Genomic DNA, 24,561 nt, shown 5'->3' with positions numbered 1-24,561 from the left:
ATTCCGTTTGAGGGAAAGGACAGACACCATGTCAGAAACGCTTTCTTTACCGGATACTCAGGTCGAGTATCGGGATTATCCGCTGGTTGCTGCGCAGCCGGGGATCTGGATCGCCGACCAAATCGCGCTGCGCCGCAACAGCTTCGCCGTGGCGCACTACACCGAACTGCACGGCGCTATCGATCGTTCTGCGCTGGAGCGCGCGATCCGTCAGGGGCTGGCCGAAGCGGATACGGTTCAGGCGCGATTCTTTGAGGCGCAGGACGGCCAGCCGGTGCAGCGTTTACCGCTGATAGCCGATCCCGCACGCGTGCAGGCGCCGGAGTGGTTCGATTTCAGCGCGCGGCCGGACGCCGAGCAGGCGGCGCTGGCGCTGATGAACGACGATCTGGCGCAGGATCTGCCGGCGGACGGCGAACGGCCGCTCTATCGCCATGCGGTGATCCGCGTCAGCGCCGATCGCTGGTTCTGGTACCAGCGCTTTCATCATCTGACCCTGGACGGCTTCAGCTTCGAGGCCATCACCCGTCGGATCGCCGATATCTATCGCGCGCTGCGACACGGGCTGTCGCCGGCGGCATCGCCGTTTACCCCGTTCGGCAAGGTGGTGGAAGAGTTTCAGCAATGGCAAACGTCGCCGGCGCGCCGGCGGGCGGCCGAATTCTGGCAACAGCATCTGCGCAATTTGCCGTCGCCGCTGTCGTTATCGACGGAGAGTCGGGAGGTTGAACCGGGCGCCCGGCCGCTCAAACAGGCGCTGGTGCTGCCGGAATCGCTGTTTGACGAAGCGCTGCGCGATGGCGCGCTGCAGTCGCTGCAACCGGCCGATATCGTCACGGCGGCGCTGGCGATGTATCTGGCGCGCATGAGCGGCGAAACCCGTTTTTCACTCGGTTTTCCTTTCATGCGCCGTATGGGCTCCCAAGCGCTGGCGGCGGTCGGCCCGGTGGTTAACGTGCTGCCGCTGCTGCTGAATGTGACGCCGGAGATGTCGCTGGCGGACGTCTGCCAGGCGACCGTGGCGCAAATCAAACAGGCGCGCCGCCATCAACGCTATGAAGCGGAGCAGATCAAACGCGATCTCGGCCTGGTCGGCGGCCATCAGGAACTGTACGGCCCGGTGATCAACGTCAAGGTTTACCACAGCGCCTTGTCTTTCGACGGGCAGGCGGCCGTTACCCATACGCTGGCGATGGGGCCGGTCGACGATCTCGAGTTTGAGATCGGCTTTCGCAACGGCGTGCTGACGCTGTCGTTGGTGGCCAACCCGGCCAAATACTCGCCGCGCACCTTGCATCACCACGCGGAGCGCATCGGCCATTGGCTGCAGCAACTGGCGCGGCAGCCGCACCAGCCGAACGGTCAACTGGCGTTGATCGGCGAAGGGGAGTTAAAGCAGCTCGCGGCCTGGGGGCGCGGCGCGCATCTGACGCCGCCGGCGGGCATGGTGTCAATCATGGATGCGTTTCAGCGCCAGGTTGAGCGGCAGCCCGAGGCGCTGGCGGTGGCCTGCGGCGATGTGCGCCTCAGCTACCGTCAGCTCTCCGAACGGGTGATGCAGCTGGGGCGAGTGCTGATCGAAAGCGGCATCGGCGCGGAAGACGTGGTCGCCATCGGCATTCCGCGTTCGGTGGACACGCTGGTCGCGCTGTTCGGCGTGTTGGCCAGCGGCGCGGCCTATATGCCGCTCGATCTGGATTACCCGCGTGAACGCCTGGCGCTGATGTGCGACGACGCGCGGCCGGCGATGTTGCTGACCCACCGCGCTACGCAGATCAATATGCCGGATCTGCCACAGGTATTGTGCCTGGACGACGCAGCGTGCCTGGCGCGCTGCGCGGCCGCCGAAGCTGCGCCGATAACGGATGCCGAACGGCGTGCGCCGCTGAACGAGGCGCATCTGGCCTATATGATTTACACCTCCGGTTCGACCGGCAAACCCAAGGGCGTGATGTCCACGCACCGCGGGCTGCTGAACCTGTTCCTGTCGCATCAGGCCTCGCTGTTTGGCCCGGCGATCGAAAAATTCCAGGCTCGCCATGCGCGCCGCCTGCGCGCCGGCCATACCGCTTCGTTCTCTTTCGACTCCTCCTGGGAACCGCTGTTCTGCATGATGATGGGCAGCGAACTGGTCATCTTCGATGAGGAGCTGCGCCGCGATCCCTGGGCGCTGCTCGAACAAACCCAACAGACGCCGATCGATCTGCTGGACATCACGCCGTCATTCTTCTCGCAACTGGTGGACTGCGGCCTGCTGAAGGGGCAGTTCCCGCTGCCAGCGTTCGTGATGATCGGCGGCGAGGCGGCGACGCCGACGCTGTGGAACCTGATGCAGCAGCATCCGGAGGTGGAGATCCACAACTATTACGGCCCGTCCGAATACACCGTCGATACCCTCGGCGCGCCGGTCACTGCCGCCGAACAGCCGGTGATTGGCCGTCCCCTCGCCAATACCGAAGTCTGGCTGCTCGACGGCCGCCTGCAGCCGGTGCCGATCGGCGCGGCGGGCGAGCTGTACATTTCCGGCAAAGGCATCGCGCGCGGTTACCTGCGGCGCCCGGATCTGACGGCGGCGCGCTTTGTCGCCAATCCGTTCGCCGAAGGCGAGGTGATGTACCGCAGCGGCGATCTGATGCGCTGGAGCGCGGAGGGCCAGCTGGTGTTCATTGGCCGGACCGATCACCAAATCAAGGTGCGCGGCTTCCGCGTCGAGCTGGGTGAGGTGGAAAGCGCTTTGGCCGCCTTGCCGGACGTGGGGCGGGCGGTAGCGATCGCCGAGCCGATCGGCGCCACCTATCGCCTGATCGGCTATTGCTCGGTACAGGATGACGCGCGCCGTGCCTCACCCTCGCTGCAAAGCGAACTGCTGGGGCAACTGGCGCAGCGTCTGCCGGATTATATGGTGCCGGCGATCCTGGTGGTGATGCCGGAGCTGCCGCTTAACGTGAATGGCAAGATTGACCGCCAGGCGCTGCCCAAACCGCAGGAGACGCTGGCGCAAAGCATTCGCGAGCCGGCCACCGAGCAGGAAAGGCTGATTTGCGGCGCCATGGCGCAGCTGCTGGGGATGGATCGCATCGGCGCCGACGACGATTTCTTCGCGCTCGGCGGCGACAGCATCTCGGCGATGGGGCTGGGCACCGCCCTGCGGCGCAAAGGGTATCTGCTGCGGCCGCGCGAGATCTTCGCGCTGCACACCCCCGCGCGCATGGCGCAGGCGATGCAGCCGCTGGCCGTAGACTCTCAGGCTGCGCGCAGCGTGCAACAAGGCCCGATCGACGGGCTGCCGATCCTGCATTGGTTTGCCGAGACGGGCGATATGCATCGTCGTTTCGCGCACGGCGTTTTTCTGCGCGTGCCTGCCGAGCTGCAACCGGAACAGCTGCGTTATGCATTGGAGCAGTTGCGTGCGGCGCACCCGGCGCTGGGCGCGCGGATCCGCGACGGTCAGTTGGTGGTTGAAACCACCGCCGCCGGTGAGCTGATGCAGGTTGATAGCGTGTCCGGTGAGCTGGAGTTAGCGGCGGAACAGGCGTTTGATGCCGCACTTGACCATCTCGAACCGGCTGCCGGCGCCATGATGCAAGGCATCCTGTTGCAGCGCGACGGGCAGAGCCTGGGGCTGGTGCTGGCGATCCATCACCTGGTAGTCGACGGCGTTTCCTGGCGCATCCTGCTCGACGAGCTGCGGCAGGTGGCCGACAGCGCCATGCAGGGGCAGCCGATCACATTGCCGCCGGAAGAAACCTCGCTCTATGAGTGGTCTGCACGCCTACGAGCCGACGCTGAACGCCGGGAAACCGAGCTGCCGTTCTGGCGGCGGATGCTGGCGGACGGCGCACCGCGTTTGGGGCGACGCGCGCTGGATCCGCTTAGCGATCGCACTGGCGACGTATCGGAAAAACGCACGCTGCTCGACAGCCAGCTGACCGCCGCGCTGCTCGGCACATTGCCGCAGGGATACCGCGCGCAGGTTGAAGAGATCATGCTGTGCGCGCTGGCTCAGGCCTGCCGCCGCCGTTTCCAGGCCGCTTCGCTGCGTTTCTCTCTGGAGTCGCATGGCCGCGCCGAACTGGACGACGGAATCGATCTGGCCCGCACCGTCGGCTGGCTGACGGCGGAGTATCCGCTGCACATTGAACTGCACGACGCTGAGCACAATGAGGCCGTGCGTGCGGTGAAACGGGCGACGCGAGCGGTGGCCGATCGCGGCGTCGGTTATGGCCAGCTGCGTTATCTGCATCCGCAGCGTGACGAACTGGCGGCGCTGGCGCAGCGCAATGCGCCGGAAATCTTGTTCAACTACCTCGGGCGTTTCAGCCAGGATGAGGGGAACTGGACGCCGCAACGCAGCCAAACCCGCTTCCGCGACGCCTTCGCCGTGGCGCAGGATGCGCAGCAGGCGCTGTCGTATGGCCTGGAGGTGAATATCTTTGTCGAAGAGCGGCGCGACGGCGCCTGCCTGGCGATCAACTGGAGCTGGCTGGAGGCGATTTTCAGCGAGAGCGACATTGCGCAGCTGCACAGCGGCATCGAGCAAGCGGTGCGTTCACTGTGCGAGTTTGCCGAGCGTCATCCCGAACGCGCGGCGGCAACGTTTGTGGCGGCCGAGATCGCCCAGCCGAACGTTGACGATGAGACGGTGCGCGCCTGGGAGCAAGAGTGCGGGCCGTTGGCCGCGGCGCTGCCGCTGTTGCCGTTGCAACATGGCCTGCTGTTCCATGCGCAGACGGCGCAGCAGGGCGGCAGCTATAACTCGCTGACGCGCCTGAGCCTCTGCGGCGAGCTGGACGAACATCAACTCCAGCAGGCGCTGAATGCGGTGATCCGCCGCCATCCGCAGCTGGCCGCCCGGTTCAACCGCGAGGGGGAACCGCTGCAGCTGATACCGCAGGAAAGCCATTGGCCGCTGGACAGTCGTAAGCTGCCGCCGCTGTCCGAAGAGCAAGAAGCGCAGGCGCTGCATGAACTGGAACAGGAAGAGTTGCGGCGCGATCTGTTTAATCAGCCGGGCGCGATGCTGCATGCGCTGCGGATCAAACACGGCGATAGCGAACGCTACACGCTGTTCCTTAACGCGCACCATCTGATTGTCGACGGCTGGTCGACGCCGGTGGTGCTCAACGATCTGATGCTGGCCCTGCGTGAAGGCGAGCAGGCGTTGCCGCCGCTGCGCTCGAACTACGCCGATATCGTGCGCCGCCTGACCGCGCAGGATGCCGACGCCTCGCGCCGCCTCTGGCGTGAGACGCTGCAGGATGTGCGCCCGACGTTGTTGTTCGGTGAATCGCATAACGATCGCGTGCATGAGTTGGAAATGACGCTGCCGCCGGCCGAGGAAAGGCGCTTGCTGACCCTGTGCCGCGAACGCGGGTTGACGCTCAATACCCTGATGCAGGGCATCTGGGCGCTGCAGCTGGCCAGCTGTTGCGGCCATCAGGACGTGGTGTTCGGCTCGCCGGTTTCCGGCCGCTTTGGCCAGATAGAAGGGATTGAGGAACACGTTGGCCTGTTCAGCAACACGCTGCCGGTGCGGGTTCGTCTGCAGCATGACCGTTCGTTGACGGATCAACTGACCGAACTGCAGCATCGGCAGATTGAACTGCTGGAGCACGACGATTTGGGTTTGGGGGAGATCCAGCATCTGGCCGGGGCGGGCACGCTGTTCGACACGCTGTTGGTGGTGGAAAACTACCCGGACAACGACGCCTTGCTTGGCGGCGCAGGTTCCTTGCGCTGCGATGCCATCCGTAACAAAGGCTATACCCACTATCCGCTGACGCTGCTGGTGCTGCCGGGCGAGCGCCTGCGTCTGCTGATGGAGTACCGCGATTCGGTGCTGCAGCCTGAACGCTTCGCCGCACGGCTGATGGCGCTGCTGCAACAATGGATAGCGCAGCCGGATCTGCCGCTGCCGCACTGGCAATTGCAAACGCCGCAGGAGCAGGCGCTGGTCGCGGCGGTCAACCGCACCGGGCAGGCGGTGGCGGACACCACCTTGCATCAGGCGATCGCCGAGCAAGCGCGGCGCACGCCGGAACGCATCGCGCTGCAGGACGCCGGGCACAGCCTCAGCTACCGTGACATGCAGCGCCAGGCCGCGCTGTTGGCCGAACGGCTGACGGCGGCCGGCATTCAGCCGGGCGATATCGTCGCGGTGGCGTTGCCGCGTTCGGTACGCCTCAGCCTGGCGCTGACGGCGATTGTGCAGACCGGCGCCGCCTGGCTGCCGCTGGATACCGGTTACCCGGACGAGCGGCTGGCCTACATGGTGGAGGACGCCAAACCACGGCTGATTATCACCGAGAGCGCGTTGGATGCCCGCTTCGCCGCGCTGGCGCCGACGCTGCGGTTCGATGCGCTGGATGACAGCGGGCGTGAACCGGCACCGCGCCCAGCGGCGGGGAGCGGCGATTATCCCGCCTACGTGCTGTATACCTCCGGCTCGACCGGGCGGCCGAAAGGCGTGGTGGTGAACCACCGGGCGATCGTCAACCGTCTGTTCTGGATGCAGCATGAGTATGCGCTTGATACGCAGGACGTGGTCCTGCAGAAAACGCCGTGCAGCTTCGACGTTTCCGTTTGGGAGTTCTTCTGGCCGCTGATGGTCGGCGCGCGTCTGGTGATGGCGCCGCCGGAGGCGCACCGCGATCCGCAGGCGCTGACGACCTTGATCGACGACTATGGCGTGACCACGCTGCATTTCGTTCCGTCGATGTTGGCTATCTGGGTTGAGGCGTTGAACGAATGGGCGCCGCAGCGCGCCGCCGCCAGCCTGAAACGCGTGTTCTGCAGCGGTGAGGCGTTGTCGTGTGAACTGGCATCCCGCTATCAGGCATTGGTTGCCGCGCCGCTGCATAACCTGTATGGCCCGACGGAGGCGGCGGTCGATGTTACCTATCAACCGGCGTCCGGCGAGGCATTGGCGGCGGTGAGCGGCGCCGGCGTGCCGATCGGCAAACCGGTCTGGAACACCCAACTGAGCATTCTCGACGCCATGCTGCGGCCGGTGCCCGTCGGTTGCGCCGGCGATCTCTACCTGCGCGGCATTCAGCTGGCCGACGGCTATCTGCATCGGCCGGGATTAACGGCGCAGCGGTTTGTCGCCGATCCCGCCGGCAACGGCGCGCGCATGTATCGCACCGGCGATATCGCCCGCTGGCTGGAGGACGGCAGCGTCGAGTATTTGGGCCGCAGCGACGATCAGCTGAAGATCCGCGGCCAGCGCATTGAGCTGGGTGAAATCGAGCAGGCGCTGCTGGCGCAGCCGGGGGTAGCGCAAGCGGCGGTGCACGCCATCGAACTGGGCGAGGGCGCGACGGGACTGGGCGGCGCCGATATGCGGCAGTTGGTCGCCTGGCTGATCGCCCAACCGGGGGTGACGCTGGATACCGCCGTACTGCATCAGGCGCTGGAGGCGCGTTTGCCGGCGCATATGATGCCGGTCAGCTATGTCATGACCGACAGCTTCCCGCTCAGCGCCAGCGGCAAGCTGGATCGCAAGGCGTTGCCACGGCCGCAGCTGAACCCGCAGAGCGGCCGCGCGCCGCACAGCGACAGCGAGCGCCTACTGGCGGCGCTGTTCGGGGAACTGCTGGGTCGTGAAAACGTGTACGCCGACGACGACTTCTTCGCACTGGGCGGCCACTCGCTGCTGGCGATGCGTTTGGCGGCGGAATTGCGGCGGCGCGTCCCTCGGCCATTGACCGTCGGGCAAATCATGTTCGCCCGTAGCCTGGAGAAGATGGCGCATCTGCTTGATGACGTGCAGGCCGCCAACTCGGCCGAAAGCCGCGGCGTCGGCGAATGCCTGCAGCTGCGGGCCGGCCAAGGCCCGGCGTTGTTCTGTCTGCACCCGGCTTCCGGTTTCGCCTGGCAGTACTCGGGGCTGAGCCGGTATCTGCCGGGGAGCTATCCGATTATCGGGCTGCAGTCGCCAAGGCCGGATGGTGCCATCGCCACCTGCGAAGACATTGAGCAGATGGTCGATCGTCATCTCGCCACTCTGCGCCGCCTGCAGCCGCAGGGGCCTTACTACCTGCTGGGCTATTCGCTCGGCGGCACGCTGGCGCATTCGATGGCCGCGCGTCTGCAGCAGCAGGGGGAGGAGGTAGCGTTCCTCGGCATGCTGGATACCTATCCGCCGGAAGGCCAGGACTGGACCGGCCCCACCGAGGAGGAGGCGCAGAAGGAGGTGGCGCAGGAGCAGGCCGAGTTTATGGCGGAAGATCATGGCGATCCGGCGCTGATGGCGGAGAAGGCGGCGATGTTTGACAGCATTGTCGCCAACTACCGCGACGCGGTGCGCCTTCTTTCTCAGGCGCGCAGTCAGCGTTTCCACGGCACGGCGACGCTGTTCGTCGCCGACCGGACGCTGCCGCCAGAGATGGATATCAACGCCGTGTGGGCGCCGTATCTGGATGGGCTGATCTGCCATCACCAAGGCTGCGAGCACGCAGACATCCTGTCGCCGGCCTCGCTGGAGACGCTTGGGCCGCTATTGCATTCGCTGCTGACGCGGCAATACGGGTTGATATAACGCAACCGGGCCGGGGCGTGCGCCACGGCCCGTACTAAAACATGATATGCAGGACACTATGGCCAGACCTTCTTTTTTTCTTGATTTCAGTTTGCTGAGAAGCAATGCGCATTTTCGCGCGATTTTCTGCGCCCGCATGCTGTCGGTGTTTTCCCTCGGCATGCTGGCGGTGGGGGTGCCGATTCAGATCCAGGCGATGACCGGCTCCACGTTGCAGGTGGGCGTGGCGGTGGCGCTGGACGGGGTGGGCATGTTTATCGGCCTGATGTTGGGCGGGGTGCTCGCCGATCGCTACGATCGCCGCAAGCTGATCCTGTTCGCGCGCGGCACCTGCGGGCTGGGCTTTGTCGCCCTGAGTCTGAACGCCTTTACCCCGGCGCCTTCGCTGTGGGCGCTCTACCTGCTGGCGGCCTGGGACGGGTTCTTTGGCGCGCTGGGCATGACAGCGCTGATGGCGGTGATCCCGCTGCTGGTCGGGCGCGAAAACCTGGCGGCGGCGGGGGCCTTGAGCATGGTGACGGTGCGCATCGGCGCGATCCTGGCGCCGGCGCTGGGGGGGATTATCATCGTGTTCGGCGGCGTCGGTCTCGCCTTCGCCGTCGCGGCGGCCGGGACGCTGGGCACCCTTGTGCCGCTGGTGCGCTTGCCGACGCTGCTGCCGCAGCAGCAGGAGCCGGAACACCCGCTGCGCGCGCTCGCCAGCGGCTTCCAGTTTGTCTGGCGCAATAAGGTGGTCGGCTCGGTGGTGCTGCTGGGGATGTTGATGAGCATCGTCGGCGCCGTCAGGGTGCTGTTCCCGGCGCTGGCGCAGGACGCTTACCACGTCGGCGCCTCCTCAATTGGCCTGATGTATTCTGCGGTGCCGCTCGGTGCGATGCTGGGCGCGCTGACCAGCGGTTGGGTGGGGCGTTTCTCTCGCCCTGGCGTGCTGATCCTGGCCGCCGCTATCGTCGCGTTCACCGCCATCGCATCGCTGGGGCTGTTCAGCCATCTGGCGCCGGCGCTGTTGGCGCTGGTGTGCTACGGCTATGCCAATGCCATCGCCTCACTTCTGCAGTTCATGCTGATCCAGAGCAACACGCCGGACCATCTGCTGGGGCGGGTGAACAGCCTCGGCACCGCACAGGACGTGACCGGCGATTCGATCGGCGCGCTGGGGCTCGGCGTTCTGGGCAGGATGTTTACCCCGTTGATGAGCGTGCTGTCGTTCGGTGCGTTCGCCGCCTTGTTGGGCGTGCTGGTGGCCTGCAGCGTGCGCACGCTGCGCCAGTGCCGGCCGGCAGACGCGTTGGTCGAGCACGATGAACCCGCTCCGGCAACCTCAGCGGCGGCGGACAATTAACCCCTTATGGCACCGGCGGCTCCGGCCGGTGCTGTTCGCCCCAGTGGCACATCATGTCGATCACCGGGATCAGCGAACGCCCGCGCTCGGACAGGCTGTACTCCACCTTGGGCGGGATCTGCGGATACTCCTTTCTCACCACTAGCCGATCTTTTTCCAGCTCTTTAAGCGTCGAACTGAGCGTCTTGTACGAAATGGTGCCGATACAGCGCTGCAGTTCGTTGAACCGCAATACCGGCTTATACAGCGCCAGCCAGTAAAGAATAATCATTTTGTATTTGCCGTTGATCACCGACAGCGTATAGCCATAGCCGGTGTCTTCGAGGCTGATGCCCGTTGGGCTGCAGCGGGATTCGGCGGTCATTTACACTTTCTCCAGGGTAAGTATGTGTCGTGAGTGTGCGTATTTTACATTCTGTCAGCATACCCTAAGATGCGTCGAAACACCTGACTGGAGAACTCAGTATGAAAACCTTGGTGGTCGTGACCCATCCCGATATGGCGAACTCGGTGGTCAACAAACGCTGGCTGGAGGAACTGCGCCGCTATCCGGCGCTGTATACCGTGCACGAACTGCATCAGGCCTATCCGGACTGGCAGATCGACGTTGCCAAAGAACAGCAGTTGATTGAAGCGCATGACAACATCGTGCTGCAGTTCCCGATTTACTGGTTCAGCAGCCCGCCGCTGCTGAAAAAATGGCTGGACGACGTGCTCACCTACGGCTGGGCCTACGGTTCCCGCAGCGGCTATAAGATGCAGAACAAGAAACTGGCGCTGGCGGTCACGGCGGGCGTGCGCGCAGAAGATTACGCGCGTGAAGGGCGTTATCGCTACTCGCTGGAGGAAATCTTCCGGCCGTTTGAAGTCACCGCCGGTTACGTGCGGGCCGACTATGCTTCGTTCTTTGCCTTTTACGGCAAGGAAGCCGCTTCGGACGGGGCGGCAGAGCAGGTTCAGCAGCACGAGCTGGACAGCAGCGCGCAGGGCTATCGGGCATTTCTCGCTGCCCTGAATTAACGACACGCCCCTGATGCGCCTGATAGTGCTGTTGCGAATGTCCGGGGAGGAATATGATTACCGTCTCCTATGACTCGCCGGTGATAACCCCCATGCCTTCGGCCGAAACGTTTATTGCTTTTCTTGTTGCACTCACTCTCCTGGGCCAGACATGATGCTCACGCTGGCCCGGGGTATCGGCCTAGGCCGCCGTATCGCGCTGCTCAATTCTCTTAGTTATCTCGGTACTGACGCAGTCCGATTTGGTGGCGATGTTGCCGGAGCAGCTGGCGCGCAACCACCCTTTATTGCAGCAACTCAAACCGCCGTTGGCGGTGCCGGGTTTTGAAATGACTATGCTGTGGCACAAACGATCGCATCGGGATCCCGCTCACCAGTGGCTGCGCGAACATATCGTGCGTTCAGTGTGAGCGGAAACAGCGCGGGAAATTACATGAACAGGAAGCGGTCGGCCAGCGGAACGCCACGCTCAAGGCGCGGTGGCAACGCGTCGTCACGATCGTCAGGCTGGGCAGCCTGTGGTGCGGTGTCTTCGGCTTTTTCGATCATCAGCTCGCCGAGCAGGGCCAGAAAACGAGTGATCTTTTGCATATTCCCTCCGGGCAATGATTAACCTGAGGATGATAGTAATCGCCGCCTAACCGAATGGGAAAAACTTAAAACTCATATCCTAAGAACCGGATCGCATATCGCCTGACCGGGCGACGGTTACCCATCGCCCGGTGAATAGCTTAGAAGGTGACGTTAACCTTGGCCCACAGGGTGCGGCCCGGTTCATTCACCGCGCTGTTGGCCGAATAGCCGAAGGCGCTGTTGCCCGCCAGGTTGAGGTGCTCGCTGTAGGTCTTGTTCAGGATGTTATCCAGACCGGCGCTCAGCTTGACGTTTTTATTCACCTTGTAGGCGGCGTTGGCGGAGAGCACGCCGAAGCCGGCGCTTTCGGCAAAGTCTTTGCCCACCACGTTGCCTTCGTTGATCGCCACGCGGTTTTGGCTGCTGACCAGACGCCACAGGCCGGTGCCGCTCCAGTCGCCGTACTCGTAGGTCAGCCCCAGGCGCGCTTCCAGCGGCGGGATCTGCGGCAGCGGGCGGCCGTCGCGGGTGTTTTTACCCCAGGAGTAGGCCAGGCTGGCGTCGGTTTTCCAGTGTTCGCTCAGCTGGTAGCCCATGCCCATTTCGCCGCCCATGATGTTGGCGTTGACGTTGTCGGCCTGGCTGAGGCGCGCGTTGTGCGGATCGTATTTGAACAGGATGAAATCATCGACGCGGCCCAGGTAAGCGGAGACCCAACCGTTGAAGCGCTTGCCGTTATACTGCGCGCCGATATCAAGCTGCGTGGTTTTCTCGCTCTTGACGCTGGCGAACGGATCCTTGCTGCCGTTCGGGCCGAGCTTCGGCGAGAACAGCTCCCAGTAATCCGGGAAACGCTCGGTATAACCGACGCCGGCGTACAGCATCAGCGGCAGCTCGGCCAGCGTGTGCTCAAGGCGCATAAAGCCGCTCGGCAGGGTGTCGGAACGCTCCGCATCGCCGCCGTTGCGGAAGTTTTCCACCAGGGTGCGATCGAGGCGCGCGCCGCCGATCAGTTTATCCTGTTCGCTGGTGGACCAGGTCAGTTCGCTGAAGGCGCCGTAGCTGTTGAACTGGGCGTCTTTTTCCCAGCTGCCGCGGCTCATGCTGCGGTGGGTATTGGTTTGGGTGTCCAGGCCGCTTTCCAGCTTCACGTCCTGCCACTGCCAGGTGCCCATCACCCGGCCGCCGACGGTGCGGCGATCGAGCTGCATCGTCATGCCGGAGGACATCATATGCCCGCCATGGCCGCCCATGCTCATGCCGCCATGGCCACCGTGCCCACCCATGCCGCCGCTGCCCGGCGAGCGCAGGGTGACGTTGTCCATCACGTGGTTGGCGTAGTTGTAGTAGACCTGCGCTTCCAGCTTATCCAGCACCTCACCGATGTTGGATTTTTCCACCCGCATGCCCAGGCTTTCGCGCTTGAACTGCGAACCGTCCATGCTGCGGCCGGCATAGCGCGCTTCGCCGTTGCCGCGGCCCATGGTCACTTCCAGCAGCGTATCGGCATCCGGCGTCCAGCCGAGCGCCAGATCGCCGTTCCATTTGTCCCAACGCGACGGCACGCGCGTATGGGTGCCGTCCTGATAGTCGTTGGAGCGGGATTTGTTGGCCATCACCCGCAAGTAACCTTGCTCGGCGCCGAGGCTGGCGTCGATATTCTCGTCCCAGCGGCCGTTGGAACCGGTCAGCACGCTGGCGTTGCCTTTGACGCCCGGCTTGTCGAAGCGCGGGCGTTCACGCTCAAAACGCACGGTGCCCGCCGACGATCCCGGCCCCCACAGCACCGTCTGCGGCCCTTTGGTGATGGTCAGCAGATCGAAACTTTCCGGCGAGATATAAGAGGTGGGCGCGTCCATTCGCGATGGGCAAGCGCCCAGCATTTCCGAACCGTCGGTGAGGATCTTCAACCGCGAACCGAACATGCCGCGAAACACCGGATCGCCGTTGGTGCCGCCGTTGCGGATCTGAGAAAAGCCTGGAATGGTTTTCAGATAGTCCGAACCGTCACTGGCGGGCACCGGCTGGCGCGGGGTTTTCGGTGACGTCACGATGGTCAGCGGAGAGTAGAGCGGTGCGGTGACGGTGATCACGTCGCCATCATTAACCTGTGTGTCGGTAGGGTGCTGATGCGCCTGCGCCGCGTGGCCGGCCAGCAGGAACAGCGGCATGGCGGTGGTAATGGCGCGGGTGGCGGCGTTCTTTTTATAAACGGGTTTAAACATCATCTTTCCTTAAGCTAACTTTTTTCCGTTCTTGGCCGAGGGATTATTCAGGCGTGGGGAGGCCTGGCGAAAATCACCATCGGTAAATACGGGGGGGTAATTCCCTGAACGCGGAAATAACCGGGCTAATAATGTCGTCTCGATGATTAACCATTGGGCGAATTAATTCCGCCGGGTTGAAGCGATCAACGGCAATACAGAGAACGGCAATGGGCTTATTGTTAAATCAGAGGAAAGAGACGGGCGGCGCGCGCGGCTGTAATTCGGTGTGAACGACGTGGGCAAACAGGGGAACGAGATAGTGGATCGGCGGCGGGCGTGAAGCCAGCGGCAGGGACCAGAACAGCGGGGCGTGGCTCACGTCCAGCAGCGGCGCATGCAACAACAGCACGCAGTAGCCGCAGGCGCTGTCGTCCATCATCATCGCCATGTTGTGGTGGCCGCCGCCGTGCTGCATCAGCGGCTGCGCGGCTTTTTCAGGTTCAGGCGGCGGCGAGTGCATCTCGTGATGTATCGGCATATCCATGCCGCAATCCGCCATGACGGTCGTTCCAGCACTTCCGGCGCGCGCATGCTCCAGGGATCGCGAGATCACCGGCGCAATGAACAACATCAGAATGGCAAACATCCCTAACCAGGCGGCGGCCCGATTTCGCGATGCATGGGGCTGAATTAACGACACAATCAACCTAAAAAAAGGGTTAACACAGGATAGGGAATTGTACTGGTTTATGTCGAAATGTTAAAACCTTTTATTTCCTGGTCAACGGCCTGTTGATGAATATATTATCGGACAAGCGCGTTAATTTTGACCAAAGGCTATTTTTATTGCGCCAATAACATAACGGGGAAAATATTAATGACGGAAGAACTGGCGAGCACGATTATTCCGCTTTATGACGCACATGCCGCCGCCTGGGAACGCCTCAGACCCACCACGCTGTTTGAGCGGCCGTGGCTCGACCACTTTTTACAGCTTACCCCGGCCAATGCGCGGCTGCTCGATCTCGGCTGCGGCAATGGCGCGCCGATCGCCGCCTATTTTATCGAACAAGGGTATCGAGTCACCGGCATCGACGGTGCGCAGGCGATGATCGCGCGCTGCCGCCAGCGTTTTCCACAGCAGGAGTGGCGGCAGATGGATATGCGCCAGCTGAATCTGGCGACAAGATTCGACGGCCTGCTGGCCTGGGACAGCTTCTTCCATTTGGCGCGCGACGATCAGCGCCGCATGTTTCTACTGTTCAGGCGGCACGCCAAGCCGAATGCCGCACTGATGTTCACCAGCGGCCCTGAAGACGGCGTGGCGATCGGCAATTTCGAAGGCCAGCCGCTGTTTCACGCCAGCCTGGCGCCTGAGGAGTATACGCGCTTGCTGCAGGAGAACGGCTTCCGCGTGGTTGATCATGTGGTGGAAGATCCCGCCTGCGGGGGAAGAACGGTCTGGTTGGCGCAAAGCATTGAGTGACAATGTCACGTGCAGGTTCTTCGGAACCTGCACGTTAACGTTATTTAGCGCTGACGCGCCAAACGGTATTGCCCACATCATCCGCAATCAGCAGGGCGCCAGCCCTATCGACCGCTAATCCAACCGGTGCGCCATAGAGTTCCTTCTCGTCGTCGGAGACAAAGCCAGTGACCACCGCTTTGAGTTTACCGACCGGCTTGCCTTGCTCAAACGCCACGTAGCTGACCCGATAGCCGTTCAGCGGCGAGCGATCCCAGCTGCCGTGCTCGCTGACAAAGGCGCCGCCGCGATAGTCGGCCGGCAGAGCGCTCGCGGTGTAGAACAGCAGCCCCAGCGGCGCGACGTGCGAGCTGAGGGCGTAGTCCGGCTTGATGGCTTTCGCCACCAGATCCGGCCGCGCCGGCTGTACCCGACGATCGACGTGCTGGCCGAAATAGCTGTAAGGCCAGCCGTAGAAGCCGCCGTCCTGCACCGAGGTCAGGTAGTCCGGCACCAGATCGGCGCCGATCTCGTCACGCTCGTTGACAATCGCCCACAGCTTGCCGCTTTGCGGTTCCCACTGCAGCCCGGTCGGATTGCGCAGGCCGCTGGCGAAGATGCGGCTGGCGCCGGAGGCGGTGTCCACTTCCAGCACGGCGGCGCGCCGGTACTCTACGGCCAGGCCGTTTTCGGTGATGTTGCTGTTGGAGCCGACGCCGACATACAGCTTTTTACCGTCCGGGCTGGCCAGCAGGGCCTTGGTCCAATGATGGTTGATGGTGTCCGGCAGATCGGCCAGCTCTTTACCCGGATCGCTGATGCGCGTTTCGCCCGGCTGATAGGCGTACTGCATGATATTGCCGGTGTTGGCCACATACAGGGTGTTGCCAATCAGCTGAACGCCGAACGGAGAATCGAGCCCCTCGAGGAAGACATGCTTTTCCCAACTGCCGTCGGCGGTTGGGCGCAGCAGGGTGATGCGGTTACCGCCTTTTCCCCCTTTACCTGACTTGCCCTTAACCAATCCGGCGATCAGCTGCTTGGGCGTGCTGACCGCTTCGGTACCCGGCCCGTTGGCCTCCACCACCAAAACATCGCCGTTGGGCAGGGTAAGCAACTGACGCGGGTGCAGCAAACCGTCTGCCACCTTGTCAATTTTCAAGCCTTCGGCGACTTTTGGCATCTGGTTTTGCTGCCAGCCCACGCCCTTTGGCACCTGCATCGGCGGCATCAGGAAGTCTTGCGCCGCCGGCAACGCCGGATCCGGCCCCATTTGTTGTTCCGGCGAAATGACGGCGCTGTTATCGCAGCCGGCCAGCGCCAACACGGCCGAAAGCGCAATCGCAATGGATGATAGCTTCATGAAAACCTCCTTATTTTGCGCGGGCGCTCACGGCCAGCAGAATGTTGGCGAAGCTCAGCAGCGCGACCACGATCGCAGACAGCACCAGGCCTTGCGGCACCACGGCATACGCATCCCGGCTATGCACGAAAGCGTTGATAATGGCAAGAACGATGGCCAACAGATTCAGCCAGAAATGGAGCTTGACCGATGAGCCCTGTAGCCGGCCGCTGCCGAACCACACCTGCACCAGGTTAATCAGCCGGGGAATAATGGCAAAAATCAGGCCGATGGCGATCAGCCAACTGGCACCATTGACCCATTGAATATTCGCCGTGCAGGCATAGATGATGTCGAAAATGAGCGCCGCGGTAAAAAATCCGTAGGGTATCGGATTGAGCCATTCATAGACGGCCACCGCGGCCGCTGAAGGCCTTGCTGTCGTTTGCGTGGTCATACGGTTATCTCCATGAAAAATGATAGATAAAAAAGGCGTTGGCCCCTTAAAGCTTTGTTCAGATTCACCGATTTGAACAATTTTGATTCTCATTTTTAGCATGCGATGTTAAAACCGAAACCGTCACTACGGCATTATCAATGGCTTAGCCACATCTGGAGGAAGGGCATGAGTGTAGAGCGCGTTCAGCGATTTCTGGCCGAGCACGCGCCGGAAACGGCGGTGACGGTGCTGGCAAAGAACACCGCGACGGTAGCGCTGGCGGCGGAAGCCTTTGGCGTGGAGGGCGGGCAGATAGCCAAGACGCTTTCGTTTCGCGTGAACGACGGCGTGGTGTTGTTGGTGATGGCGGGAACCGCCAGAATCGATAACAAGAAGTACAAGCAATTTTTTGGCGTAAAGGCACGCATGCTGCCGGCGGAGGAGGTGGAGGCGCTGACCGGCTATCCGCCCGGCGGCGTTTGCCCCTTTGCCGCTCCGGCAACGGTGAGAGTTTACTGCGATCGCAGCCTGTGCAGCTACAGTGAAGTGCTTCCGGCAGGCGGCAGCGATAACTCAGGCGTGAGAATTGCGCCGCAGCGGCTGGCCAGCATCACCGGAGCAGAATGGATTGACGTGACGGGGTAACTTTAAGTGACGATGTCACAATTGTGTTATGTTAAATCCAATGTATTACCTCGTGATTAATATGCTGTTTTAACTGGAAAAATCACTAGTCCATCGGATTGTGGCAAACTGCCTCGATATTGTGGCCATCCGGGGCGATCACAAATGCCGCATAGTAGTGGGCATGGTAATTGGGCCGTAAACCGGGCGCGCCATTGTCTTTGCCGCCGGCTTTTAGCGCGGCGTGGTAGAACGCATCGACCTGCTCACGGCTGCTTGCGACAAATGCCAGGTGTAGGTGTGCCGGCTTTTCGTCGGTTTGAAACAGGCACAATGACACATTACCCCGATCGGGACAAAGTTCGACGCCATAGCCGGGCTCGCCTTCGGCAACGATCTTTACGCCCAGCGGCGCCAGCGCATTGAGGAAAAACGCTTTGCTGAGGGCAAAGTCGCTGACGCCAAATTTCACATGATCAAACATGGAGAGGCTCCTGGAGCGTGGAGGAATATTCCCATTCAGTATAGCCAACGCCGTAGTGGGCGCCGAAAGTGATGAAACGCGCGCCAATGCGCATTTAGCGTGCAAATACTGCCCGCTTATATGACGCGTTTGGGAGAAATCTGCAGTATCGTAGCCGCCACGTTTTATCAGATTTTACGTAGCGCGATCAAAAAAGCAGGGGATTTTTGGCCAATATCGGCAGGTATGCGCCATTGGAAACCATGCCCGGTCATCATTATTGGAGTGGAAAATGTCAGCGCGCATCATCACGATCCCAACGATTGATATATTGCTGGAGGTTGAAAGTCTGCCGGCGTTGGATAGCTTGAATGACAGGATGCGTGACATGGGATATACGCCGCGTGGCGAGAACGGCATTGCCGGCAGGCGTTACGACATCAAGGGAAACGGCAAACGCACGCATCACGTGCATGCATTTATTGCGGGAAGTGAACAGGCGATCGGGCATTTGGCGTTCAGAGATTATCTGCGCAAGCATCATGGTGTTGCTCAGCAATACGCGGCAATCAAATACCAGGCAGCAGAAGACTGCCGGCAAAACCCAGCGGCTTATGGCCGGTTGAAAAACTAATTTATTCAACGGCACGAGCAGTTGGCGCTGGCCTGGTTGGCCACAGAAGAAACCCCATGAATCAGGCCTGGACGCATAATCTACATACCCGCACTTAGGTGCGCATAATGTATATTATGTTAAATTGAATCACTGGAGACGTACCGGGTTTAGCCCTGCACATTATCTCCCGCCTCACCTTCAACGCTATCCATCCCTCTGACATCCCGTTTTACCGCCAGGCTTACTGCCACTCGGCCGCTTTTAAATGCAATCACTCATCAGTCGGCGTGCCTTGATGAAACCGCATTTGCCAACCTGCCTTGGCTGTCAGAAGCCAAATCGATGAACGTTCGGTGCAACGAACGGCGTGGCCCTGCGCATCACGCTGAAAACTTTTATACGTCAGCAACACGGCGCCTTTGCTGATTTGCGCCAGCTTAAAACCTTCGGCAAAAATCTGCGGATGTTCAGTTTCCATTTCCAGCGCCGCAACGGTTTGGCGTTTGTCATAACGCAGCCCTGAACGGCCAATCTCTTCAAAGTCTTCATGCAGCAATGCCGCGACGCGCCGCGGATCGCGGCGCACCATTGGCCGATGCAGTTCAACTTCAAGCATCTGGATTAGATTCAGCAACTCTGCAAAACAGGTCAAAATGCCCTCTTTTTTGATCGCGCTACGTAAAATCTGGAGACAAGAAACTCACACAGGGTCAGATTTGAGTTGATGTGACTCCTGCCATAACGGTTGAAAATCAAACCTGACATTGCTTATTTTAAACCATTACTATAAATTAAACGTAATATCAATTTTTTGGCGAATGGAATCATGCCCGATCGGTCACTACTCTTTTTTTATGGTTTAGTCTTTGTTGCATTAATTTATTTTATTGTGAAGTTCAAGAAGGAAATAAAAAGCAAAGATGGGTTGATAAATATAGCCTTCTCTCTAGTTATCGGCATTGTTATAATTTTCTTATTAAATTCAGACCTTTCTGACACTAGCATTCTGATTGCCATATTTTCTTTTATTGCAGCAGGCTTTTTTTCTTTATGTGTTGCCATCTTAATCAAGGATGTATACTCAACGAAAAAGTATATATTAGCTGCCATAAAGCGAATAAAAACGGAAAACTCAATTGATTTCAAAGAAATGCCAGAATTCAAAAGCGACATTTTTTGCTATAAAAAATCTTGGTATGCCGTCTACTCACCCTCTCTAAATTCACTTGAGATAGGTGTTAATGCGTTTGATGACCTACCTGTCATTGGTAAAAAATTCACCGTGCGAACGTTGTCTAAACGCGCAGTTACATTCGTTCCGGAAGCAATCCCTAATGAAATCAATGATGATACTGAACTATTCGGCCAGCTGGTAATGTTCTGTGAAATATCTGCAAAAAATCAGATTTTGGCAGAAAATTATATTGAAGCCATAAAAAATGGCTCAGCTACACCCTGGCTTATCTCAGTGCCGGATGAAACGCCATAATTTTTGCATGGCGGAAATGTTATCCGCCATGAGCTCAATCAGCGATCTGAATTCTGTCTTGCTTCACATGCGACCGCCGAACCCGCAATTCCCCGTGCCGCCAGGCGCCGTCTGCCGTGGCGCGATTGTCGATCAGGCGATTCAAGGCTTCTTCAACCAGCCGGTCGATGCGTTGGCTATAGCTGGTCAACGCCCAATTGGCTGAGCCGGCCTCATCGATATCGTCGAAGCCCACCACGGCCATCGCGGACGACGGCGCCGTTTGCCTGAGCGCTTCGAGCGCCCCCAGCGCCAGCACGTCATTCTCGCAGAACAGCGCCTCAACCCGCTCGCTTTCCGGCGTTGCCTGCAGGTATTCGCTCATCAGCTGGAAACCGCGTTGGCGATCGTAGTGGCCGGCGGTGAGCACCCGATCCAGCTGAAAGCCGGCGGCCATCAGCCTGTCGCGGTAGCCTTCCATGCGCAGTAAATGGCTGCTTTGCGTGTCCGGCCCCTTCATGTAACCAAAGCGCCGATGCCCTTGTTCTATCAGCAGCGCAGCGATCTCTTCGCCGGCGCGGTAGCCGTCGATATTGACCACATCAATGTGTTCGCTTTCCGTATTGCGACATACCTGCACCAGCGGGATCTGATGCAGATCTTGCGCGATCGCCGCCCACTCTTTGGTTAACACCGTCGCCAGGAACAAAATGCCATCGACCTGCAGCTGATCGGCCATCGCCATCACCGCCCGGTAGTTTTCCCCCGCAGTGATGTTCAGAAGCAGCGCCATATAACCGCGAGTTTGCAGCTGTTTGGTGACCATATCGAGCATCATCATCGAATGCGGGTTCTTCATCTCGTCGATGGCCACGCCAATGATGTGCGTGCGTTTTTGCGACAGGCTGCGCGCCAGCAGGTTTGGCCGATAGCCCAGCTCGGCCGCCGCCGCCAACACGCTATCACGCGCGCTGTCCGAGATCGACGCGCCGGGCGTAAAGGCGCGCGATACCGTCCATTTAGAGACGCCTGCCTTTTCGGCGACGTCGCTGGCGGTGGCTTTGTGGTGTTTTTTCATGGTTGCGTCGATCCCTGCTTCGGTGAAGTTAAACTATACCCTGCTCGCTCAGATCCCCTAAGCGCCTGCCGGCATATCAGCTGCAATTATGTATCGTTTTTGCACCCGATTGCAATTTGCTGTGCAACCGGGTGCAAAACGTAAAGAGTTTGTGATCGTCCGCGCTATTTTCACCTTTCCCCTGTTGACCAAATTTTATCCATGGCCGACATTCACGGTGGCATTCAGGGACTCATCGCCGTTTTTTCTTCTGATTTGCACCCGGTTGCAGAAACGCTGTTTTTACATAACACCTCTCTTCTCAACAGGATACCGTAATGAAAAAAACCAGACTGCTGTTGATGTTAGCCTGCTCGCTGTTTGTCGTGACCGCTCAGGCCAAGAGCTATCAGGTCGGCGTGGCGCTGGCCAATTTCGATCTCAACTTTGTCTCCATCCTGCGCAGCCAAATGGCGCGAGAACTGGCTGCGCAACAGCTGCAAGGCCAGTTCGTCGATGCCAAAGGCGATGTCGCCCTGCAGGTGCAGCAGGTAGACGATCTGATTAATCAGGGCGTGGACGCCATTATCCTCAACCCGGTTGATACGCAAGGCGTCCAGCCGATGATAGCGGCCGCCAAACGCGCCGCTATCCCCCTTATCTTCGTCAACCGCAAACCCGAAGTGCGGCTGAGCGGCGCGACGGCCTACGTCGGCTCCGATTCGGCGCTCAGCGGCCGCCTGCAGATGGAGGCCCTGGCGAAAAAAATGAATTACCGCGGCAACGTGGCGATCCTGATGGGCGCCCTCTCCAACGAAGAAACCCGCGAACGCACCCGCGCGGTGGAGGCGGTGATCGCCAAACACAAAGACCTGAACGTGGTAGAGAAACAGACCGCCAAATGGCAGCGCAATGAAGCGGTCGACGTGGTCTCCGGCTGGTTGCTGAACGGCGTACCGATCGATGCGATCGCCGCCAACAACGATGAGATGGCCATCGGCGCGATCATGGCGCTGAAGCAGGCCAAAAAGAACGGCGTACTGGTTGCCGGTATCGACGGCACGCCCGACGGCCTGCAATTTATCAAAAATGGCGACCTGGCGGTGACCATTTTCCAGGATGCCAAAGCCCAGGCGATCGGCGCGGTACAAGTGACCCGAGCGATGTTGGATCGCGCCAAAACCGAGTCTTACAACTGGGTGCCTTATGCCACCGTGACGCGAGAAAACTACCCGCAATTTGCACAGATGAACCAGAAATAAACCGTTGCCACTCTCTTTTCAACCCGTTTTGCACCCGAGTGCAAAACCACAATATCAGGAGTCAGCATGTTAAATGGTGAAAGAAGCATCTCTCGCCCGCTGCGTTGGGCGATGATCGGCGGCGGCCGCCTCAGCCAGGTGGGCTACAAGCATCGTTCCGGCGCACTGCGCGACAATACCGCCTATCGGCTGGTTGCCGGCGCTTTTGATATCGACGCGGCGCGCGGACGTGAGTTTGGCGTCAATCTCGGTGTGCCCACCGAACGCTGCTATGAAGACTATCAGCAGTTGCTGAAACAAGAGGCCAACCGCGAAGATGGCGTTGAGGTGGTGACCATCGCCACCCCTAACGGCACCCACTATGAAATTACGCGCGCCGCGCTGAATGCCGGCCTGCATGTCATCTGCGAAAAACCGCTGTTCTTTACCACGGCGGAGGCAAGAGAAATCAAGGCGCTGGCGGCGGAGAAAGGCCTGATCGTCGGGGTGACCTACGGCTTCTCCGGGCATCCGCTGCTGATGCAGATGCGCGCCATGATCGCGAACGGCGACATCGGCGAAATACGCATGGTCGAATTGCAGTACACCCATGGCTTCAACGCCAATGAAAGCGCGGACACGTTCGAGGCGCAAAAGTGGCGCGTCGATCCGAAAATCGCCGGCCCCTCCTTTGTGCTGGGCGACATCTCCACCCACACCTTCTACATCTCACAGCTGGTCATGCCCGACATGAAAATTGCCTCCCTGCTGTGCGATCGCCAGAGCTTTATCCCTTCCCGCGCCCCGCTGGAAGACAATGCCATGGTGCTGATGCACTACGAAAACGGCGCCGTCGGGCGCATGTGGGCCTCCGCCATCAACGCGGGCGCGATGGACAGCCAAAGCATCCGCGTGGTGGGCTCACGCGCCAGCCTGCAATGGAGTGATTCCACACCCGGCGAATTACGCTATGAGATCCAGGGGCGGCCCAGCCAGACGCTGCACCACGGCATGCCCTATCTGGACGACAGCGCGCTGGCCGAGGAACGGCTCGGCGCATTGCATACCGAAGGGCTGGCCGAATCCTGGGCCAATATTTACCTCAAGTTCGCCATCGCCATCAGCGCCAGTCAGCGCGGCGATCGGCAGACGCTGGCCGCGCTGATCTATCCGGATATCGATGCCGGATTGGAAGGCGTGCGCTGGATTGAGAACTGTGTTCGTTCCGCCGACAACGGCGCCACCTGGGTTAATTACCAATAAGGAAAGCACCATGAAACTTTCGTTCTGTACCGACAGCCTGAGCCATTTACCCTTCGAGCCGATGCTGGATCGGCTGCTGGAGCTGGGGGTGCGCGGTGTGGAGATGACCACCGGCGGTTGGTCCCCGGCGCCCCATCTGGATACCGAGGAACTGCTGGCCAACCCCGCCAAACGCCGGCGGCTGCAGCAAGCGCTGGCCAGCCGCGGCATGGAGATCGCCGCGCTCAATGTCTCCGGCAATCCGCTCGATCCGGGCGAGCTGGGGCAGCGTCATCTGCGCCAAACCGACAATACGCTGGAGCTGGCCGGCCTGCTGGGGGTGAAGAAGATCGTGATGATGAGCGGCCTGCCGCCGGCCAGCCCGCATGACACCATCCCCAACTGGATCACCTATACCGTCAGCTGGCCGCCTACGGTGAAAAACTGTCTGGACTATCAATGGAATGAGGTGGCGATCCCCTATTGGCAGGCGCTGGTCGCCCGAGCCAAAGCGTGCGGCGTCGAGCGCTTTGCGCTGGAAAACTTCAGCGCCATGCTGGTGTGGAACCCGGAAACGCTGTTCCGGCTGCGCGAGGCCGTTGGCCCAATGGTGGGCTTGAACCTCGATCCCAGCCACTTGATCTGGATGGGCGCGGATCCCATCGCGGTGGCCCGCGCCCTCGGCCCCGCCATTCACCATGTACACGGCAAGGACGTGCGCCTGGAGCGCGGCGTCGTCGAGATCAACGGGCTGCTGGAGACCAAACCGATCGACGAGGTAGCTGGCCGGGCCTGGAACTATGTCGCCGTCGGCTGCGGCCGGGATCTGCAGTGGTGGAAGGAATTCTTCTCGGTGGTACGCATGATGGGTTACAACGACTGGGTGTCGCTGGAAATGGAAGACTTGACCATGTCGGTGGGGG

At 60.6% G+C, this 24,561-nt stretch carries 19 protein-coding genes and 2 pseudogenes; 12 read left to right on the top strand and 9 right to left on the bottom strand.

Going from position 1 to position 24,561, the window contains the following annotated elements; genetic code table 11:
* The first annotated feature begins 28 nt into the window (after positions 1 to 28).
* Positions 29 to 8,539: a non-ribosomal peptide synthetase gene (locus MMS95_RS09875; protein ID WP_242141613.1), complete on the top strand. Its 8,511-nt coding sequence runs from the start codon at positions 29 to 31 to the stop codon at positions 8,537 to 8,539.
* Positions 8,540 to 8,597: 58 nt separating this feature from the next.
* Positions 8,598 to 9,881 carry an enterobactin transporter EntS gene (entS, locus tag MMS95_RS09870; protein WP_103085280.1) on the top strand — a complete coding sequence of 428 codons (1,284 nt, stop codon included), beginning with the start codon at positions 8,598 to 8,600 and terminating at the stop codon, positions 9,879 to 9,881.
* Between the two features lie 4 nt (positions 9,882 to 9,885).
* Here the strand turns inward: entS and MMS95_RS09865 are convergent, their stop codons facing one another.
* The gene (locus MMS95_RS09865) at positions 9,886 to 10,245 is read right to left on the bottom strand and encodes a helix-turn-helix domain-containing protein (RefSeq protein ID WP_004937947.1); all 360 of its coding nucleotides are present in this window, start codon (positions 10,243 to 10,245) and stop codon (positions 9,886 to 9,888) included.
* Positions 10,246 to 10,346: 101 nt separating this feature from the next.
* Between MMS95_RS09865 and MMS95_RS09860 the strand changes: the two genes are divergently transcribed.
* From MMS95_RS09860 to MMS95_RS09850, 3 genes and pseudogenes are all read left to right on the top strand, one after another.
* Positions 10,347 to 10,901, top strand: coding sequence for an NAD(P)H-dependent oxidoreductase (locus tag MMS95_RS09860; RefSeq protein WP_033633026.1), 555 nt, complete (start codon positions 10,347 to 10,349; stop codon positions 10,899 to 10,901).
* 92 nt (positions 10,902 to 10,993) lie between these two features.
* Positions 10,994 to 11,106: pseudogene (locus MMS95_RS09855) on the top strand (LysE family translocator); the annotation flags it as partial.
* Between the two features lie 4 nt (positions 11,107 to 11,110).
* A pseudogene (locus MMS95_RS09850) lies at positions 11,111 to 11,311 on the top strand (LysR family transcriptional regulator); the annotation flags it as partial.
* A gap of 19 nt (positions 11,312 to 11,330) precedes the next feature.
* Here the strand turns inward: MMS95_RS09850 and MMS95_RS09845 are convergent.
* From MMS95_RS09845 to MMS95_RS09835, 3 genes are all read right to left on the bottom strand, one after another.
* Positions 11,331 to 11,492: a hypothetical protein gene (locus MMS95_RS09845; protein WP_015377897.1), complete on the bottom strand. Its 162-nt coding sequence runs from the start codon at positions 11,490 to 11,492 to the stop codon at positions 11,331 to 11,333.
* A gap of 140 nt (positions 11,493 to 11,632) precedes the next feature.
* Entirely contained in the window at positions 11,633 to 13,645 is a 2,013-nt protein-coding gene (locus MMS95_RS09840; protein WP_347340951.1) for a TonB-dependent copper receptor, read from the bottom strand.
* Between the two features lie 280 nt (positions 13,646 to 13,925).
* A complete protein-coding gene (locus tag MMS95_RS09835) occupies positions 13,926 to 14,327 on the bottom strand; it encodes a DUF2946 domain-containing protein (protein WP_072010104.1) in 402 nt (133 codons plus the stop codon).
* A gap of 231 nt (positions 14,328 to 14,558) precedes the next feature.
* Between MMS95_RS09835 and MMS95_RS09830 the strand changes: the two genes are divergently transcribed.
* Positions 14,559 to 15,167, top strand: coding sequence for a class I SAM-dependent methyltransferase (locus tag MMS95_RS09830; protein WP_242141612.1), 609 nt, complete (start codon positions 14,559 to 14,561; stop codon positions 15,165 to 15,167).
* Between the two features lie 40 nt (positions 15,168 to 15,207).
* Here the strand turns inward: MMS95_RS09830 and MMS95_RS09825 are convergent, their stop codons facing one another.
* Both MMS95_RS09825 and MMS95_RS09820 read right to left on the bottom strand, forming a co-directional pair.
* Positions 15,208 to 16,509: a sorbosone dehydrogenase family protein gene (locus tag MMS95_RS09825; protein WP_103085278.1), complete on the bottom strand. Its 1,302-nt coding sequence runs from the start codon at positions 16,507 to 16,509 to the stop codon at positions 15,208 to 15,210.
* Between the two features lie 10 nt (positions 16,510 to 16,519).
* The gene (locus MMS95_RS09820; protein ID WP_021503704.1) at positions 16,520 to 16,945 is read right to left on the bottom strand and encodes a DUF2231 domain-containing protein; all 426 of its coding nucleotides are present in this window, start codon (positions 16,943 to 16,945) and stop codon (positions 16,520 to 16,522) included.
* A 168-nt stretch (positions 16,946 to 17,113) separates the two neighbouring features.
* Here MMS95_RS09820 and MMS95_RS09815 point away from each other — a divergent pair, with 168 nt between their 5' ends.
* On the top strand, positions 17,114 to 17,572 hold the full coding sequence (locus tag MMS95_RS09815; protein WP_016927702.1) for a YbaK/EbsC family protein: 459 nt from the start codon (positions 17,114 to 17,116) through the stop codon (positions 17,570 to 17,572).
* A gap of 85 nt (positions 17,573 to 17,657) precedes the next feature.
* Here MMS95_RS09815 and MMS95_RS09810 read toward each other — a convergent pair whose 3' ends face one another.
* Positions 17,658 to 18,035 carry a VOC family protein gene (locus tag MMS95_RS09810; RefSeq protein ID WP_033633031.1) on the bottom strand — a complete coding sequence of 126 codons (378 nt, stop codon included), beginning with the start codon at positions 18,033 to 18,035 and terminating at the stop codon, positions 17,658 to 17,660.
* A 271-nt stretch (positions 18,036 to 18,306) separates the two neighbouring features.
* Here MMS95_RS09810 and MMS95_RS09805 point away from each other — a divergent pair, with 271 nt between their 5' ends.
* Positions 18,307 to 18,648 carry a GrpB family protein gene (locus tag MMS95_RS09805; RefSeq protein WP_050501253.1) on the top strand — a complete coding sequence of 114 codons (342 nt, stop codon included), beginning with the start codon at positions 18,307 to 18,309 and terminating at the stop codon, positions 18,646 to 18,648.
* Between the two features lie 253 nt (positions 18,649 to 18,901).
* On the opposite strand, the gene MMS95_RS09800 is transcribed toward MMS95_RS09805, so the two are convergent.
* Entirely contained in the window at positions 18,902 to 19,282 is a 381-nt protein-coding gene (locus MMS95_RS09800; protein WP_033633032.1) for a nuclear transport factor 2 family protein, read from the bottom strand.
* A gap of 174 nt (positions 19,283 to 19,456) precedes the next feature.
* Here MMS95_RS09800 and MMS95_RS09795 point away from each other — a divergent pair, with 174 nt between their 5' ends.
* Positions 19,457 to 20,119 (top strand): hypothetical protein, encoded by a 663-nt coding sequence (locus tag MMS95_RS09795; RefSeq protein WP_242141611.1) that lies wholly within the window; start codon positions 19,457 to 19,459, stop codon positions 20,117 to 20,119.
* 34 nt (positions 20,120 to 20,153) lie between these two features.
* On the opposite strand, the gene MMS95_RS09790 is transcribed toward MMS95_RS09795, so the two are convergent.
* A complete protein-coding gene (locus tag MMS95_RS09790) occupies positions 20,154 to 21,176 on the bottom strand; it encodes a LacI family DNA-binding transcriptional regulator (protein WP_060559671.1) in 1,023 nt (340 codons plus the stop codon).
* Positions 21,177 to 21,493: 317 nt separating this feature from the next.
* On the opposite strand from MMS95_RS09790, the gene MMS95_RS09785 reads away from it, so the two are divergent.
* The 3 genes from MMS95_RS09785 to MMS95_RS09775 all read left to right on the top strand — a co-directional run.
* Complete coding sequence (locus MMS95_RS09785; RefSeq protein WP_242141610.1) at positions 21,494 to 22,417, top strand: substrate-binding domain-containing protein; 924 nt, start codon at positions 21,494 to 21,496, stop codon at positions 22,415 to 22,417.
* Between the two features lie 66 nt (positions 22,418 to 22,483).
* Positions 22,484 to 23,659, top strand: a complete 1,176-nt coding sequence (locus tag MMS95_RS09780; protein ID WP_103085275.1) for a Gfo/Idh/MocA family oxidoreductase — start codon at positions 22,484 to 22,486, stop codon at positions 23,657 to 23,659.
* A 10-nt stretch (positions 23,660 to 23,669) separates the two neighbouring features.
* Positions 23,670 to 24,561: sugar phosphate isomerase/epimerase (locus MMS95_RS09775; RefSeq protein WP_242141609.1), on the top strand; the 892-nt coding region annotated here is incomplete at its 3' end.

The sequence above is a fragment of the Serratia sp. PGPR-27 genome (assembly GCF_022678525.1).
Taxonomy (GTDB): Bacteria; Pseudomonadota; Gammaproteobacteria; order Enterobacterales; family Enterobacteriaceae; genus Serratia; species Serratia nematodiphila.
Note: the sequence above shows the minus strand (reverse complement) of the source record. Positions and strands in the feature narration are given on the sequence as shown.